Here is a 15,531-nt window from a genome sequence, read left to right as displayed (position 1 = left end):
CCCGCCGAAAGGCGGGATTTTTTTGAAGCGATGTACCCGCCTGTCAGTCAGCGCGTTTCAGGCGAATGAGTGCCGAAATGTCGTCATCACCGTAGCCCTGCGACATCAGTTCGGCGAAGTCGGCCAGCGACTGCTCGATGATGGTGTGGTTGGTACCCGCGTCCTTCGCGATACCGCGCACGATGCCGAGGTCCTTGTGCAGCAGCGCCAGCTTGAAGCCCACCGAAAACTCGTTGCGCAGCATCGTCGCGCCGCGCTTGTCGAGAAACCAGTTACCCGCCGCGCCCGCCGCCAGCGTCGGAATGAGGCGATCCGCCTGGAGACCGAGCGCTTCACCCAGCGCCAGCCCTTCCGTCACCGCGTGGGCAATGCCCGCGACCAGCACCTGATTGACCGCCTTGGTCGCCTGGCCACTGCCGACCGCGCCCATGTGCGTGATACGCGCACCGTAGGCTTCCAGCACCGGACGTGCCCGCTCGAGCACCTCCGCGTCGCCGCCGACCATCACGGACAGCTTGCCGTTCTTCGCGCCTTCGACGCCGCCGGACACCGGCGCATCCAGGAACAGCGCGCCCACATCGGCGAGCAGGCTGGCGGCCTTCTTCGCCGTGGCGGGAGCCACGGTCGAGTGATCGATGACGATCGCCCCCTTCTTCAATGACGGAGCCAGCGCTTCCACCACGCCGATGACGTCCGCATCCGCACTGACGCACAGGGCGATCACGTCACATGACGAGGCAATGCCCGCGAGATCGGGCGAGTCAACGCCAAGCTCCTTCGCCAGCGCATCGGCCTTCGCCTGTGAGCGATTGCCGACCGCGGCCAGCAGGCCCTTCGCATGAAGATGTCCCGCCATGGGGGCGCCCATCGCGCCGAGTCCGATGAATGCTGCCTTGAGGGTCATCCCGAAAACCTTTGTCCGATGTCTGAAAAGAGACGCGGCGCCCTGAGGCGCCGCGGTTGGAATCAACGCCCTGCGGTTTCCGCGAGGTACGTGTAGCCGGTGAGGCCCTTGTCCAGCGAGGCGGACAACATCTCCGCCTCGGCGCCGGTAATGCCTGCCGCGGCAAGCCGGTCGGTGTAGGACTGGCGCAGCTGCCTGAGGTCGTAACCCACGTAGTCGAGCATCAGGTCCGTCGTGTCGCCATGACGCACGTGCGCGAACTCGTAACCGTCGGCCGTCGCGCGGACATTCACCGCGTCGGTGTCGCCGAACAGGTTGTGGATGTCGCCCAGGGTTTCCTGGTACGCGCCGACCATGAAGATACCGAGGCGGTACGACTGGTCGTCACGCAGGGCGTGCAGCGGCAGGCTGACGTCCACGCCTTCGGCATCCACGTAATGATCGATACGGCCGTCCGAGTCGCAGGTGAGGTCGGCGATCACGCCCCGGCGCGTGGGTTCCTCGTCCAGACGTGAGATCGGCACGATCGGAAAGATCTGATCGATCGCCCAGATATCCGGCACCGACTCGAACACGGAGAAGTTCACGAAGTACTTGTCGACCAGCTTCTCGTCCAGGTCGTCCAGCGCCTGACGATGCGCGCGCTCCGCCGGCAGCAGGCGCGGACGCACCGCGTTGGCGATGGCGTAGAACAGGTCGTCGAGCTTCGCGCGGTCGCGCAGGTCGAGCTGACCCAGCGCGTAGAGCGCCTGGCCCTCGGCGAAGTGATGCTGCGCTTCGTGGAACAGCTCCAGCGGCGGCCGGCTGTCGAGCTCGGCGTGCGTCTCGCGAAGATGACGCAGCACCGTCGGCTCGTCCGCGCGCGGTGCGGGCACCGAACCCTCGGGTACCTCTTCCACCTCGGTGACGTTGACCACCATCACCGCGTGGTGCGCGGTCATCGCGCGACCGGACTCGGTAAAGATGACCGGCGCCTTCATGCCGTGCTCGGCGACGGCCTCGGCCAGCGGCTGCACGATGCTGGCGGCGTACTGACCCAGGCTGTAGTTGATCGAGTTATAGCTGCGCGAGCGGGTGCCTTCGTAATCCACGCCCAGACCGCCGCCCACGTCGACGACGTCGATGGGCACGCCCAGCCGGTGCAGTTCGACGAAGTAGCGCACGGCTTCGCGCATGCCGGCGGCGATATCGCGCACGTTGGAGATCTGCGAGCCCATGTGGAAGTGCTGCAGCCTCAGCGTGTGCTTGAGGCCCGCGGCGTCGAGGCGTTCGATCAGCTCCAGCACCTGACCGGGGCTGAGACCGAACTTGCCTTTGTCGCCACCGGTGTTCTGCCACTTGCCGGCGCCGATCGAGGCCAGGCGCACGCGCACGCCGAGCAGCGGCTCGACATCCAGCGCCTTCGCCTCGGCGAACACGTGGTCGAGTTCGGAGAGCTTCTCGATGACGATGTGGACGCGCAGACCGAGCTTGCGCCCGATCAGCGCGAGACGCACGTACTCGCGGTCCTTGTAGCCGTTGCACACCACCATGCTGCCGGGGCGGGCATAGGCGAGCACGGCCATCAGCTCCGGCTTGGAACCGGCCTCGAGGCCGAAACCCTCTTCGCCCGCGGCGACCAGTTCGCTGACGACGCCGCGCTGCTGGTTAACCTTGATCGGGTAGATGGCCGTGTAGGAACCGGCGTATCTGGCGTCATCGATCGCTTTGGCGAACGCCTGCTGCAGGCGCGCCAGACGGTCGGCGAGGATATCCGGGAAGCGGACGAGCAACGGCAGGCGCAGGCCCTGGGCCGTGGCCTGATCGACAATGGCCGGCAGGTCGAGGGCCGGGCCCTCGTCGCCGCGAGGGCGCATCTGCAGGTGACCATTGCCGGCCACATCCACGTAGCCATTGCTCCAGTGTGGGATCGCGTAAGTCAGCTTCGCGCGTTCGGTGGTCCAGTTCGTCATGGTGGCGACGATCTCCCTCGTGATTGTGTCGTGTCCCCGTGGGGGGCGCGGAACAGTCGCAGCGGCGAACTTTGACCTGAAGCGAGTCTGGCGACCGGGAGCCTCGCACGCCGCGGGGCCGACCAGACAGGGTCTGCGCCGTCCGGGGAGACGGGGCAGACCGCGTATTGTAGCGGCGACGGATGACATCCGTGTATCGCCCCGCCCGGGGCAACATTGCCGTCAGGGACGACCCACATTTGTGCCAGGGCAAGGACTTGGCCGATTCCGGACCCGGAGCCGGTACAATCCCGTGTTTGGTCCCTTACCTCTTTTCAGGATCCGAGTCATGTCGCAACAGCAGCTCAGCTGGTTTACCGAAGCCCACCAGGCCTCCGGCTCATCCATCGGTTTCCGTGTCGAGCGCCTGCTGCACGCCGAGAAGACCGAATTCCAGACCATCGAGATCTACCAGACCACCGACTGGGGCAATCTCATGGTGATCGACGGCTGCGTCATGCTGACCAGCCGCGACAACTTCCTGTACCACGAAATGATGACCCATCCGGCGCTGTTCACCCACGCCCGTGCCAAGCGTGTCGTCATCATCGGTGGCGGCGACTGCGGCACCCTGCGCGAAGTGCTCAAGCACGAGGAAGTCGAGAAGGCCACCCAGGTGGAGATCGACGAGCGCGTCACCCGCCTTGCCGAGCAGTACTTCCCGGAACTGTGCGACGCCAACAACGACCCGCGCGCCGAACTGCTCTTCATCGACGGCATCAAGTACATGGCCGAGGCGGATCCGGAGTCCATCGACCTGATCATCGTCGACTCGACCGACCCGGTGGGTCCGGCCGAAGGTCTGTTCAACGCCGCCTTCTACGCCAGCTGCTACAAGGCCCTGCGCCACGGCGGCATCCTCGTGCAGCAGTCGGAATCCCCGCTGGCCCACATCGAGCTGATCAAGGCCATGCGTTCGGCCATGCGCACCTCGGGCTTCAAGGCCGTGCGTACCCTGCCCTTCCCGCAGCCGTGCTACCCCACCGGCTGGTGGAGCTGCACCATGGCGCGCAAGGATGGCGACCTGTCCGGTTTCCGCGAGCGCGGCGCCATCAGCAAGGGCTTCCCGACGAAGTACTACAACGCTGAAATCCACAAGGGTGCGCTGGCGCAGCCCGAGTTCATGCGGACCGAACTGGGCGACTGACCGCATCTGTAAGAGCGCGCCCTGCGCGCGATGTAAGGGATTCGCGCGCAGGGCGCGCTCCTACAGGCGGTTCAATAAAAAAACGGGCGCCCATGGGCGCCCGTTTTTTTTGGCTCAATTCAGACAGGCCTATTGCTCGACCTTAGCCGGCTCCCATCCTGCCGGGGCTTCCGCCGGCATACCGTAAGCACGCAGCGAAGCCAGCACCACGCTCATCTCGGTGCCGCCGCTGCGCGCCAGCGACAGCAGCTTCTGCGCCGTCACCTTGTCACCCTGGGCCTGGACGTTGAGCTGCGCGAAGCGCTGCATCTGCCAGACCAGGTTCATGCGAGCGGTCTTCGCGGACTGCTGCTCGGCGGTGTCGGTGGACAGGGTTTCACGCAGATGCAGGCCCAGCGAACGACCGAGCGGACTGCTGCCCCACTCCAGAACCTTCGCGAGCTTCAGGCAGTCGCCCACCACGCCGGCATCGCTCTTGTTGTCTTCGCAGTACTTCGCGGTGACCTGGAACCCAGGCATCGGCTGCGCGCTGGCCAGACCGAAGACGATGACCATCTGCACGCCTGCCGCCCCCGCGCCCTGCAGCGGATTGAAGGTGTCCGGCGGTGGCGGCAGCTGGCTGACCGAGTTGGCCAGCGCCTTGAGGCTGGAACCGAGGTAGTCGTCGTAAAGCCGGGCGTTGGCGGCGCGGGCGAGATCGCTGCGCGTGTCCTTGCCGGCACCGTTATGGTCGTCGACGCCCAGCTTGAGCAACCAGACGGCCGCGTTGTCCGGCGCCTGCTTCTGCAGCGTGGCCAGGGCCTCCGCGTTCGGGCAGGCGCCCGCCTTGGCGTCACAGTCGGCCAGCGAGGCCCAGGTGACCGCCGGGCCCGCGTCGGCATTGCGCGACGCACGCTCGAGAAGGGCGTGGTAGCTCAGCACCTCGGGCGGATTGGCCAGCGGGCGCGCCAGCAGCGCGGCGCCCAGCAGCGGCTCGGCTTCGGTGCGCAGCGCCAGGACGCTGGCCAGATCTTTCTGGAACTGCAGCAGGGCCTTGGTCTGGTCCTTCTGCGCCACCGGCGCCTTGAGCGGCCCCTTCGCCGGACCCTGGGCACCGGCCCAGGGCGTGGCGGCAAAGGCCGGCATCGAGAGCAGACCCGCAAGGGCCAGGGTCAGCACGCGATATCCGCGCATCAGCCATCTCCATGAAATAAAACGACAAGAATACGGTTCAACCATGAACGCAGCCTGCGCCGTCCCGGGGTCATCGACGGCGGACATTGTTACCATCGACATCCAATGTGGGGATCGCCGACTCGACATCGAGCATGGCAGCGACACAATCCTGCGACAGAACAGGAGTTTACGATGGATCAATTCGCACTTTTTAACGACGCGCGCGCCGGCTTCTTCGTAGGCTGGGGTACGCTGTCGCTGATCAACGCAGGGCTGGCCCAGGGCAAGAATCGCGGCGGCCTGCTCTGGTGGTTCCTCTCGCTGTTTCTCGGCCCTGTCGCCACCCTCATTCTCGTGGTCATGCCGAAGGTTCGTACCAAACTGTTCTGATAGGCTAGAACCACTCCTATGGCAGGTGCTCGCGGATGCTTACGACGCTCGTGGCAAGCAGCAAGGGTGGTTGCGGAAAGACGACGCTGGTCACCCAGCTCGCGACCCACTGGGTCCAGTCCGGCAAGCAGACGGCGATCATCGATGCGGATCGCCAGCATTCCAGCCTGCGCTGGGCAGGCCGTCGTCCCGAGAACGTTCCCGCCGTCACCGCCATCGAGGGCAGTCGCAAGGCCTTCGACCGCCTGCCGGGCGACGTGCAGCGGGTGATCGTCGACACGCCCGCCGGCGTCGACGAAAAAGACCTCGAGCCCTATCTGGAGAAGGTGGACGTCATCCTCGTGCCGGTACTTCCCTCGCACTTCGATCTCGACGCCACACTCGATTTTCTTACCGTGCTGCGCGGCATCCCGCGCGTGAAGCGCGGCAAGCTGCCGGTCGGCCTGGTCGGCAACCGGCTCAAGCCGTGGACCAACGCCAGCCAGGCCGCCATCGCCGAACTTGGCGAGCGCGCGCCCTTTCCCGTCGTCGCGGAACTTCGCGACTCACAAGCGTACGTCTTGCTCACGGCGCTCGGTAAGGGCATCTTCGATTACCACTCGGAAAACGTACGCGGACACCAGGACGACTGGGGAAAACTGCTTCGCTGGATCAAACGAAGCACCTGAGCCGACGTGGGACGCGTCATGACCCGCCACGATACGTGGCCTAGCGGAGGACGGTACCCATGCACGAACTCATCCTGTTGCGCCATGCCGAGGCAGAGCCCGGCCATGACGGCAAAGACGACCGCGAGCGAAAACTCACCGAACACGGCCGCAACGAAGCCCGCGCGGCCGGCGAATGGCTCTCCAGCCATGGCGTGAAATACGACCGCATCCTGTGTTCCCCCGCGGAGCGCACCAAAGAGACCGCCGCGCTGGCCCTAGGCCAGGTCGAGCCCACTTACGTACCGGAAATCTACGACGCCACGCCCGGCGATCTGTTCGACGTGCTCGACACGCAGTCGGACGCGGAACGCATCGTGCTGGTGGGACACAACCCCGGCATTGAACAACTGGTCGCTTTCCTTGTCGAAGGACGGTCCGAGGATTACCGCGGCATGCCGCCGGGTGGCATGGCACGACTCGTCTTCACGGGCGAGCTGGGGCCGGGCAAGGCCAAACTCGAGACATTCTGGTCACCTCCCAACTGAGTCCCCCGTTGATGCGTCACCTGTTGTGGGCGATCGCCTTGCTCCTGTCGGCGGCTTCGGCTTCGGCCGCCGACCTGCGGATCGACCCGACCCGTTCGCGGGCCGAGTTCGCCGTTCGCCTGCTGTGGGTGAGTACCGTCTCCGGTAGCTTCGAGGGCATCCGCGGCGACCTGTCCATCGACCGCGAAGCGCGCACGGCCGTCGTGCGCGCCGTGCTCGACACCGAAAGCATCCGCATGGAATCGGCCCGCCTGCGCCGCTGGGTGCTGGCGCCGGAATTCTTCGACTCGGTGCACTACCCGCAGATCCTGTTCACGTCCGACCCGCTGCCCCTCGAACTCATCAGCCGCGGCGGCGAGATCAAAGGCAAGCTGACCATGCGCGGGGTCACCCGGGACGAAACCTTTCACCTGCAGGCCACCCGCTGCCCGGCCGACGCGCTGGCCGGTTGCGTGCTTCAGCTGCAGGGCACGATCGACCGTACGGATTTCGAGATGCGGGGCCGCCGTGGGGCCCTTTCGGACCGCGTGAACCTCGGCATGGCCATCGTCCTCGACCATCCCTGACGAAAACTCACGTGACGTTGGCGTGGGTCGCCTATGATCCCCGCCATGCGCCACCTCCGATTGTTCTTACTCCTTGCCGCCATCCTGGCTGCCACCGGCTGTTCGCTGTCCACGCAGCGCATCCGGAAGGCCGATGCCGTGGTCACGCTGACCGTGGACCGGCAGAGCAATTGCACGCGGGCGGACCACTGCGCCCAGCCCTCGGCGCTGCTCGATGCCGCCGTGGAAGCCGACGCCGCCTCGACCGACGCGCGCCCGGTGCACGTGGCCACGCTGCTGGAAGACGGCGAAACCGCCATGGCGGCGAGGATCAATCTGATTCGCGCCGCGAAGCGGACCATCGACGTGCAGACCTATATCTGGGAGCAGGACGACGCGGGCAAGCTGGTCCTGGACGAACTGGTTCAGGCCGCGCGCCGCGGTGTGCGCGTGCGGATCCTCGCCGACCAGTTGTTCTCCTTTCGCGACGCCGGCCTGCTGGCGGGGCTGGCGCGCGCCAGCGATCACATGGAGATCCGCCTCTACAATCCGACCTTCCACAGCGCGCGTACGCCGCCGCTGGAGTTCGCGGCGGGCATCATCTGCTGCTTCTTCAAGTTCAACCAGCGGATGCACAACAAGCTGATCGTGGTCGACGATCTGATCGGCATCACGGGCGGGCGCAACTACGAAGACCGTTACTTCGACTGGGACGGCACCTTCGACTACGTCGACCGCGACGTGATGATCGGTGGCCCGGCCGCGAAGGCCATGGGCGCCAGCTTCGAGCAGTTCTGGAACCACAAGCGCGCCGTGCGCCTGACCCACCTGCGCGACGTGAACAAGGAGCTGGTTCGCGACACCGACGACCCGCGCCACTGGACGACGCCGCAGTACGAAAACCCGGAACGTGTCGCCACCATGGTGGCGGACGCCGAGAGTCCGGACTGGATCGCCGACCGGATCCAGCGCGAAACCCTGCGCATGAACCGGGTGGAGTACCTGTCGGACCTGCCAGGCAAGACCGACGAGCCCAAACGCCGTGAAGCCCGCGCGCTCACCCGGCACATCATGGGCCTGGTGCGTAACGCCAGGAGCGAAGTGATCCTGCAGACGCCCTATCTGGTGATGAGCAAGCCGGCGAAGAAGATCTTCAGCGGGCTGCATCGGAAGCCGGTCCCGCCGCGCGTCGTCGTGTCGACCAACTCGCTGGCCTCGACGGACGCCTTCGCGGTGTATGCGATGTCCTATAAGCACCGCAAACGCTATCTCACCGACTACGGCTTCGAGATCTACGAGATGAAGCCGCGCCCGGCAAACGGGGATCCCGACGCCCTCGAAGGTCAGAGCAATGACGTGGTCACGCCGCCGCTGCTCACCGGCTCGGGGAGCGGCAGCGGCGCCAGCAAGACCGGACGTCGTGCCGGCAACCGGCTGGTGCCGGCGGGCCCACCGTCGGAATCCACGGGATTCATGGCCCTTGGCGGCCGCCGCGTACGTCAGGGACCGCGCACTCGTCCGGCACCCCTGCTCACGCAGGGCGTGCGCTTCGGCCTGCATGCCAAGTCGATCGTGGTGGACGACACGTTCGCCATGGTCGGCACGCACAACTTCGATCCACGCTCCGACCACTACAACACCGAGTCCGGCGTCATCGTGTACGACAAGCGCTTTTCGGATCGCCTGCGTGACTCGATCATGCAGGACACCCGCCCGGAAAATGCCTGGGTCATCGGACCGAGGGAGAAGAAGATCCCCGTACTGTCGTCGGTCAACGAGTTCATCGGCGACGTCTCGGAACGGCTGCCGTTCTTCGACCTGTGGCCGTTCCGCTATGCCACGAGCTATGAGCTCAAGCCCGGCTGCATTCCGATGCGCTGGACCGACCCGAAGTTCTTCGAATGCTACGAGCCGGTCGGCGACTTCCCGGAAGTGGACGTGTCGCTCAAGCTGATCTACACGCGCATGATCACCGCCTTCGGCTCATCCGCCTCGGGCATTCTCTGACGCTCAGTAAGGGCGGGTGAGCTCGAAACGGACCGGGAGGTCGGCGGTGTAGCGCGGGGCACGGTTCTCCGCACTGGCGAAGCGCCAGTTGCGCACGGCTTCTTCGGCCGCATGGTCCAGATCCATGTCGCCGCTGGAACGCCCCACGGACACCTCGGCGACATCGCCCTCGGGCGTGACGGTCACACTGAGGATGACCTGGCCTTCGCGATTGGCGCGCAGCGCCGACATCGGATAACGCGGCGACGGCGTATAGACCGGCACCAGCGCTTCGGGCACATGGCGTGGCGTGGCGGCGACGCGTGGCGGCATCGGCGCCGGGCGGCTCACCGCCGCGACGGACTCCGGCCGCGCGCGGGGCCTGGCGACCGGCCTGGACGACAAGGGCATGGCTTCGGGCATCACCACTTCGGCGAACGGTCGTGTGGCGGGCGCGCGCTCGTACGTGAGCGCGGTGAGCCAGCTCGTACCGGCGATGCCGAGCACGAGCCCAAGGGCACTGAGGGAAGTACTGGTGCGAAGTGCGAACATGCGGACTCTGGAGCAGGATCAGGGGCGTTCGAGGATCGCCGTCACACCCATGCCGCCCGCGGTGCAGATCGAGATCAGGCCACGGCCCGAGCCCTTCTGCTCCAGCATTTTCGCCAGCGTGGCGACGATGCGCGCACCCGTGGCCGCGAACGGGTGACCGGACGCGAGACTGGAACCGTTGACGTTGAGTTTTGCGGGGTCGATCGATCCCAGCGGACCCTCGAGGCCCAGCCGGTTACGGCAATAGTCGTCGTTTTCCCATGCACGCAATGTGCACAACACCTGGGCGGCGAACGCCTCGTGGATTTCGTAGAAGTCGAAATCCTGCAAGGTCAGGCCCGCACGCCTGAGCATGCGCGGCACGGCCACCGTCGGCGCCATCAGCAGGCCTTCGCCGTGGACGAAATCCACGGCCGAGACCTCGGAATGGGTGAAATACGCCTGGATGCTGAGGCCACGCGCGGCGGCCCACTCGTCGCTGGCCAGCAGCACGGCGGCGGCGCCGTCGGACAGGCCGGTGGAGTTGCCGGCGGTCAGCGTGCCCTGACCCGACGTCCGGTCGAAGGCGGGCTTCAGCGAGCCGAGCTTTTCCAGCGTGGAGTCCGGACGCAGAAAGCCGTCGCGCTTCAGACCGCGGAAGGGCACGACCAGATCGTCGAACAGGCCGGCGTCGTAAGCGGCGCCCAGCTTCTGGTGGCTGGCCAGGGCCAGCTGATCCTGCTCGAGGCGGCCGACCTTCCATTCCTTCGCCATCAGCTCGCAGTGGTCGCCCATGGACTTGCCGGTGCGCAGCTCGGCCACGCCGGGGAAGGACGGCTTGAGCTCCCTGAGCTTGAAGCCGCGCGTGGCGACCTGCAGCTTTTCTTTCAGGGTCCTGGCGCGGTTGAGCGCCAGCAGACGCTTGCGCAGCTTCTGCCCGTAGACGATGGGCACGTCGCTCGTGGTGTCCGAGCCCCCGGCGATGCCCGCTTCGATCTGGCCCGTGGCGATCTTGTTGGCGATCAGGATGGCGTTGTCCAGCGAGGTACCGCAGGCACGGGCCGAGGTAATACCCGGAGTGGTCGGCGCCAGGCCGGACGAGAGCAGCGCTTCACGCGCCAGATTCCAGTCCGAGGAGTGCCGGATGACCGCACCCATCGCGACCTCACCCAGCTCCACACCGTGCAGGCCGAACTTCTCGACCAGCGCGCCGAGCACCTTCACCGACATCCCGAAATTGCCGACATCCGCGTAGGCGGTGTTGTTACGACAGAAAGGAATGCGGACGCCGCCGACCACACCCACACGCTTTTGCGTCTTTTCCATGCTTTTGAGGGACTGTCCAGATCGAAGTGGGAGCCCGACCGGCGGGCCGGATCGAAGGCGAAGGGATCGCGGACGCCGACGATCGCCGACGAACGCGTATCGGCAAGGCTAACCCGCATCCCGTCCCGGCGAAAGCCCGCCGGGTCGCAATGATAGAATCGCGTTCCTTTGCCGTTCGGAAAACGCCGCCGTGAACGAGTCGCTGATCGCCTGCCCCGCTGTCCTGGCCCTCGAACTGGCCGGGGGCGAGATGCCCGATCGCCTCGAGCTAACGCGCGACGAAGCGCAGACCCTCGCCGCGCTGGTGGCCGACGACCTGCGCGCCCTGCTGCCCGGCGTCGAGGCCTCGCGCTTCGCGCTGGCCGGCGCCCTGTTCGACGGCGTCGAGCTGCTTCGCCCCGGCTTCCCGGTGCTGGCCACGCTGGAAGAACTGGCCCGTCGGGTGCCGCGCGTCGTCACCGCCGGTGGCGTGATCGCCTTCGGCACGCACGAAGGCCATATGCCGGCCCAGCCGCTGGTGCCGGACCCGCACTTCGCCGGCGGCCCGATGCGGCTGATTCCGTGGATGCTGCTCGTGCCCGCCGACCAGGTGGAAGACCTGTCCCAGGCCATGGAGCGCGAACTGGCCGCCAAGGGCGAGGCCGGTACCGCGACGTCGGATTTCCTGATGCGCACGCTGGGCATGCGCCTCGAGCACGCCCGCTACCTCACCCGCGACGACCTGCTGGCGCTGACCTGCGTGCAGTACGAGCACGTCAATCTGGCGCCGCTCTGGACGATGCTCGAAGCCGCGCTGCTGACGCCTTACAAGGACGAGACGGCCCTCGGCTCCCGCGGCCTGCCGCTGCGCTACACCGAAGGACGTGTCGAGATCCCGGGTCTGGCCGCTTGGTTCGCGCGCGACGCGAACAAGGGTAGCAACGCCGCTCACGAGCTGGCGGGCACGCTGTTCGAACTGCGCCAGTACGCCGCGCTGCTCGCCGCCCATCACGTGCACCTGGTGATGCAGGACATGCCGGCGACCGAGGGTTTCCTGATCGAAACGATGGCCGACGCGGACCCGTCCGCCGCCGCGCCCCGTATCTATGCACACGAGGCGGCCGGTCTCGGCATGGCGGCGATCACGATCGCCCAGCCGGTTCCCGGCAAGGCCCGCGTTCTGGCGCACGGCTTCCCGCTGGCGCCGGACGCGCTGACTCCGCTGCTGCAGACGCTGGCCGATCGGTACGGTACCGACAGTGAAGTGCACACGCTGGGCCGGATCATGCTGGACGCCGACGGCGCACTTACGGCACCGGCTCCGGCGCTGCATTGAAGGCGGCGGCAAGGCTTCACATTTAAGCCGAGTCCGAATATACGCGGGCAGTTCGACCCATTAGAGTGGGCGAACGTGAACACCCATACCACCGACTGGCCCGCGTACCTCCTCGACCGTGCACCGGCGATGATCGCTTACGTCGGTACGGATGGCTGCTTTCGTTATGCGAGCCCCGCGTTCCTTGCGTGGATGAACGTGACGTCCGATGGGATCACAGGGCAGCGCGCGGAAGATCGCCTGCCGGCCCCCATGAACGAGGCGATCGCGGGCGGCATCCGTGCGGTGTTGACCGGCGAGCCGCTGGTCGGCGACCTGGGCATTGCTCACACGACCCCGGGCCGCTACGCACAGGCGACGTTCTCACCCGATCGAGACGAGGCCGGGCAACTGCTCGGCGTGTCCATCGTGCTCGCCGATATCTCCGGACGTCGCGCGCTCGAGACACGGTTGCGTGAGAGCGAACGGCGGTTCGCGCTGGCGTTCCGATACGCGTCGATCGGTGTCGCGCTCGTCCTCCCCGACGGTCGCTGGCTGCAGGTCAACGAGGCGCTGTGCACCATGCTCGGTTACAGCGAAGACGAACTGCTGGCTTCCGCGTTCCAGGCCGTCACCCACCCCGACGACCTTGCAGCCGACCTGGCCCTGGTCAGGATGGTATTGGCCGGCGAACGCCCGTCCTACACGATGGAAAAACGCTACGTACATCGTGACGGTCACACCGTGCACGGCATGCTCAGCGTGTCGCTGGTGCGCGACGAACACGGCGAGCCGCTCTACTTCATCTCGCAGGTGCAGGACATCAGCGAGCGCAAGGCCTTCGAGGACGCGCTGTTCCGCGAGCGCGAGCTGGCCGAGGTCACGCTGAAGTCCATCGGCGATGCGGTCATCACGACCAATCCCGACATGATCGTGACCTCGCTCAACCCCATCGCCGAAGCGATGACGGGATGGACGAGTCACGAAGCGGTGGGGCGCCCGATGGACGAGATCTTCCAGTTACGCGAGACGCTGTCGGGCCTGCCCATTCCGAATCCGCTGATCGCCGCCGTGCAGAAGAACGCCATCGTCGGCCTGACCACCGATGCGACCCTCATTCATCGCAACGGCTTCGAAAGCCCGATCGAGGATTCCGCGGCGCCGATCCATGACCACACCGGTAACGTCGTCGGCGGTGTCGTCGTGTTTCACGACGTGAGCGAGACGCGCGCGCTGGCGCTGAAGATGGCGCACCTGGCGCATCACGACACGCTGACGGGTCTGCCCAACCGTGCGCTGCTGCAGTCGCGCATGGAGTTCGCGGCGACGGTGGCGTCACGTCGCAACCAGCGCGCCGCGCTGCTCTTCGTCGACATCGATCACTTCAAGCAGATCAACGACACCATGGGCCACGCCGCCGGCGACGCGCTGCTGCAGGAAGTGGCGCGGCGCATCCGTGCGGCAGTGCGCTCCGATGACACGGTCAGCCGCCTCGGCGGTGACGAGTTCGTCGTGCTGCTCCCGCTGATCGACGGACCGTCGGATGCGAGCCTCGTGGCGGAGAAAGTGCTCGCCGCCTGCAGCCAGGCGGTGAGCGTCGACGCCTCCGCGCTGACGATCAGCTTCAGCATCGGCATCAGCGTGTATCCGGACGACGCACCGGATGCCGAGTCCCTGCTGCGCAATGCCGACACGGCGATGTACGAAGCGAAGATGCAGGGCCGCAACGGATACCGGTTCTTCAACCCCAGCATGAACGAGCGGAACACCGCACGTGTGCGCATCGAGGTGGAACTGCGCAAGGCGCTCGCCCGCGGTGAGCTGAGCCTGCATTACCAGCCCAAGGTCGACGTGGACCTGGGTAGCATCGTCGGTGCCGAAGCGCTGCTGCGCTGGCAGGTCAACGGCGAGGATGTGTATACGCCAGAGCAGTTCATCCCGGTGGCCGAGGATTGCGGGCTCATCGTTCCGATCGGCGAATGGGCGTTGCGCGAAGCCTGCCGCCAGGCGGAGATCTGGACGCGCCGCTATCGGCCGCTGTCGGTGTCCGTCAATGTCTCGGCGTTGCAGTTTCAGCACACTCGCTTCTTCGAATCGCTCAGCGGAATCATTGCCGACAGCGGCATCCATCCGACGCTGCTCGAGCTGGAACTCACCGAGCGCACCGTCATGGAAGGCGGCGACCACATCGCGGCGCTGCTGCATCGGATCAAGTCGCTGGGCGTATTGCTGAGCCTGGACGATTTCGGTACGGGCTATTGCAGCCTGTCGTACCTCAAGCACTTCCCCATCGACACGCTGAAGATCGATCGTGCCTTTGTCCGCGATGTCGCCGTCGACAACGACAGTGCCGCCATCGTCAGCGCCATCATCGCGATGGGCAGGGGGATGAACAAGCAGGTGCTTGCGGAGGGCGTGGAGAGCAACGAGCAGGCGCGCTTCCTCAGCCATGCCGGCTGCCCGTTGATGCAGGGCTTCCTCTTCGGGAAGGGGGTATCCGCGAAAGAATTCGAGGCGCGGATCGCGGCGGTGGATACCGGGGATTTGCGGGTCACCGGCACCTGAAGCGGCTTTTGCACGAGCCAGCCTGCTGGCGATATCAGCCCGTCACCGCCCCAACGCCGCCTCATACATGAAGTAATGACACCGCTCCATCCCCAGTCCCGCGTAGGTCCGCTGCGCGCGCTCGTTCTCCAGCTCCACGTAAAGCCTGAGACCCACCGCACCCGCGCCTTCGGCCATCGCCTTCACGTGCCGGTATAACCCGGCAAACACCCCGTTCCGGCGAGCCTCGGCGATCACGTAAACGCTCTGCACCCACCAGAAATCGCCGCAGCGCCAGTCGCTCCACTCGTACGTGACGAGCAGGCAGCCCACGGCCACGCCGTTCAGTTCGGCAACAAGATAGAAGCCCCGCCGCGGCTCATCGAACACCGCGCGCACGCCTCGTCCGATCACCTCCGGATCGAGCCGCTTTTCCTCCGTCTCCCACGCCATGGCGATATTCCAGCCGGCGATCGCGTCGGCGTCTTCGGGACCCGCGCGGCGAATGTCCAGGCTCATGTGT

General features: G+C 66.2%; 14 protein-coding genes. 8 read left to right on the top strand and 6 right to left on the bottom strand.

The window, feature by feature from the left end; translation table 11 throughout:
- Window positions 1–43: 43 nt before the first annotated feature.
- Entirely contained in the window at window positions 44–904 is an 861-nt protein-coding gene (locus tag FA85_RS11235; RefSeq protein ID WP_036116663.1) for an NAD(P)-dependent oxidoreductase, read from the bottom strand.
- 62 nt (window positions 905–966) lie between these two features.
- Complete coding sequence (speA, locus tag FA85_RS11230) at window positions 967–2,856, bottom strand: arginine decarboxylase (RefSeq protein ID WP_036116665.1); 1,890 nt, start codon at window positions 2,854–2,856, stop codon at window positions 967–969.
- Window positions 2,857–3,184: 328 nt separating this feature from the next.
- Here speA and speE point away from each other — a divergent pair, with 328 nt between their 5' ends.
- Window positions 3,185–4,042: a polyamine aminopropyltransferase gene (speE, locus tag FA85_RS11225; RefSeq protein ID WP_036116666.1), complete on the top strand. Its 858-nt coding sequence runs from the start codon at window positions 3,185–3,187 to the stop codon at window positions 4,040–4,042.
- Window positions 4,043–4,171: 129 nt separating this feature from the next.
- Here the strand turns inward: speE and FA85_RS11220 are convergent, their stop codons facing one another.
- On the bottom strand, window positions 4,172–5,215 hold the full coding sequence (locus FA85_RS11220) for a hypothetical protein (protein ID WP_197056531.1): 1,044 nt from the start codon (window positions 5,213–5,215) through the stop codon (window positions 4,172–4,174).
- Between the two features lie 174 nt (window positions 5,216–5,389).
- Between FA85_RS11220 and FA85_RS11215 the strand changes: the two genes are divergently transcribed.
- Genes FA85_RS11215 through FA85_RS11195 form a run of 5 tightly spaced genes read left to right on the top strand, consistent with a single transcriptional unit; the run spans window position 5,390 to window position 9,334 of the window.
- Window positions 5,390–5,587, top strand: coding sequence for a hypothetical protein (locus FA85_RS11215; protein ID WP_036116669.1), 198 nt, complete (start codon window positions 5,390–5,392; stop codon window positions 5,585–5,587).
- Window positions 5,588–5,622: 35 nt separating this feature from the next.
- Window positions 5,623–6,255: a ParA family protein gene (locus FA85_RS11210; RefSeq protein WP_036116670.1), complete on the top strand. Its 633-nt coding sequence runs from the start codon at window positions 5,623–5,625 to the stop codon at window positions 6,253–6,255.
- Window positions 6,256–6,314: 59 nt separating this feature from the next.
- Window positions 6,315–6,782, top strand: coding sequence for a SixA phosphatase family protein (locus FA85_RS11205; RefSeq protein ID WP_036116672.1), 468 nt, complete (start codon window positions 6,315–6,317; stop codon window positions 6,780–6,782).
- An 11-nt stretch (window positions 6,783–6,793) separates the two neighbouring features.
- Entirely contained in the window at window positions 6,794–7,348 is a 555-nt protein-coding gene (locus tag FA85_RS11200; RefSeq protein ID WP_036116674.1) for a YceI family protein, read from the top strand.
- A 45-nt stretch (window positions 7,349–7,393) separates the two neighbouring features.
- Window positions 7,394–9,334, top strand: coding sequence for a phospholipase D family protein (locus FA85_RS11195; protein WP_036118656.1), 1,941 nt, complete (start codon window positions 7,394–7,396; stop codon window positions 9,332–9,334).
- A 3-nt stretch (window positions 9,335–9,337) separates the two neighbouring features.
- Here the strand turns inward: FA85_RS11195 and FA85_RS20935 are convergent, their stop codons facing one another.
- On the bottom strand, window positions 9,338–9,865 hold the full coding sequence (locus FA85_RS20935) for an energy transducer TonB (protein ID WP_051944093.1): 528 nt from the start codon (window positions 9,863–9,865) through the stop codon (window positions 9,338–9,340).
- Between the two features lie 18 nt (window positions 9,866–9,883).
- Window positions 9,884–11,170: an acetyl-CoA C-acetyltransferase gene (locus FA85_RS11185; protein WP_036116676.1), complete on the bottom strand. Its 1,287-nt coding sequence runs from the start codon at window positions 11,168–11,170 to the stop codon at window positions 9,884–9,886.
- A 190-nt stretch (window positions 11,171–11,360) separates the two neighbouring features.
- Here FA85_RS11185 and FA85_RS11180 point away from each other — a divergent pair, with 190 nt between their 5' ends.
- Together FA85_RS11180 and FA85_RS11175 are read left to right on the top strand one after the other, a co-directional pair.
- Window positions 11,361–12,485 (top strand): hypothetical protein, encoded by a 1,125-nt coding sequence (locus FA85_RS11180; protein ID WP_036116680.1) that lies wholly within the window; start codon window positions 11,361–11,363, stop codon window positions 12,483–12,485.
- A 75-nt stretch (window positions 12,486–12,560) separates the two neighbouring features.
- Window positions 12,561–15,029, top strand: a complete 2,469-nt coding sequence (locus FA85_RS11175) for a sensor domain-containing protein (RefSeq protein WP_051944095.1) — start codon at window positions 12,561–12,563, stop codon at window positions 15,027–15,029.
- 42 nt (window positions 15,030–15,071) lie between these two features.
- Here the strand turns inward: FA85_RS11175 and FA85_RS11170 are convergent, their stop codons facing one another.
- Window positions 15,072–15,527: a GNAT family N-acetyltransferase gene (locus tag FA85_RS11170; protein WP_036116682.1), complete on the bottom strand. Its 456-nt coding sequence runs from the start codon at window positions 15,525–15,527 to the stop codon at window positions 15,072–15,074.
- Window positions 15,528–15,531: the final 4 nt, after the last annotated feature.

The sequence above is a fragment of the Luteibacter mycovicinus genome (assembly GCF_000745235.1).
In the GTDB taxonomy this organism is placed as follows: Bacteria; Pseudomonadota; Gammaproteobacteria; order Xanthomonadales; family Rhodanobacteraceae; genus Luteibacter; species Luteibacter mycovicinus.
Note: the sequence above shows the minus strand (reverse complement) of the source record. Positions and strands in the feature narration are given on the sequence as shown.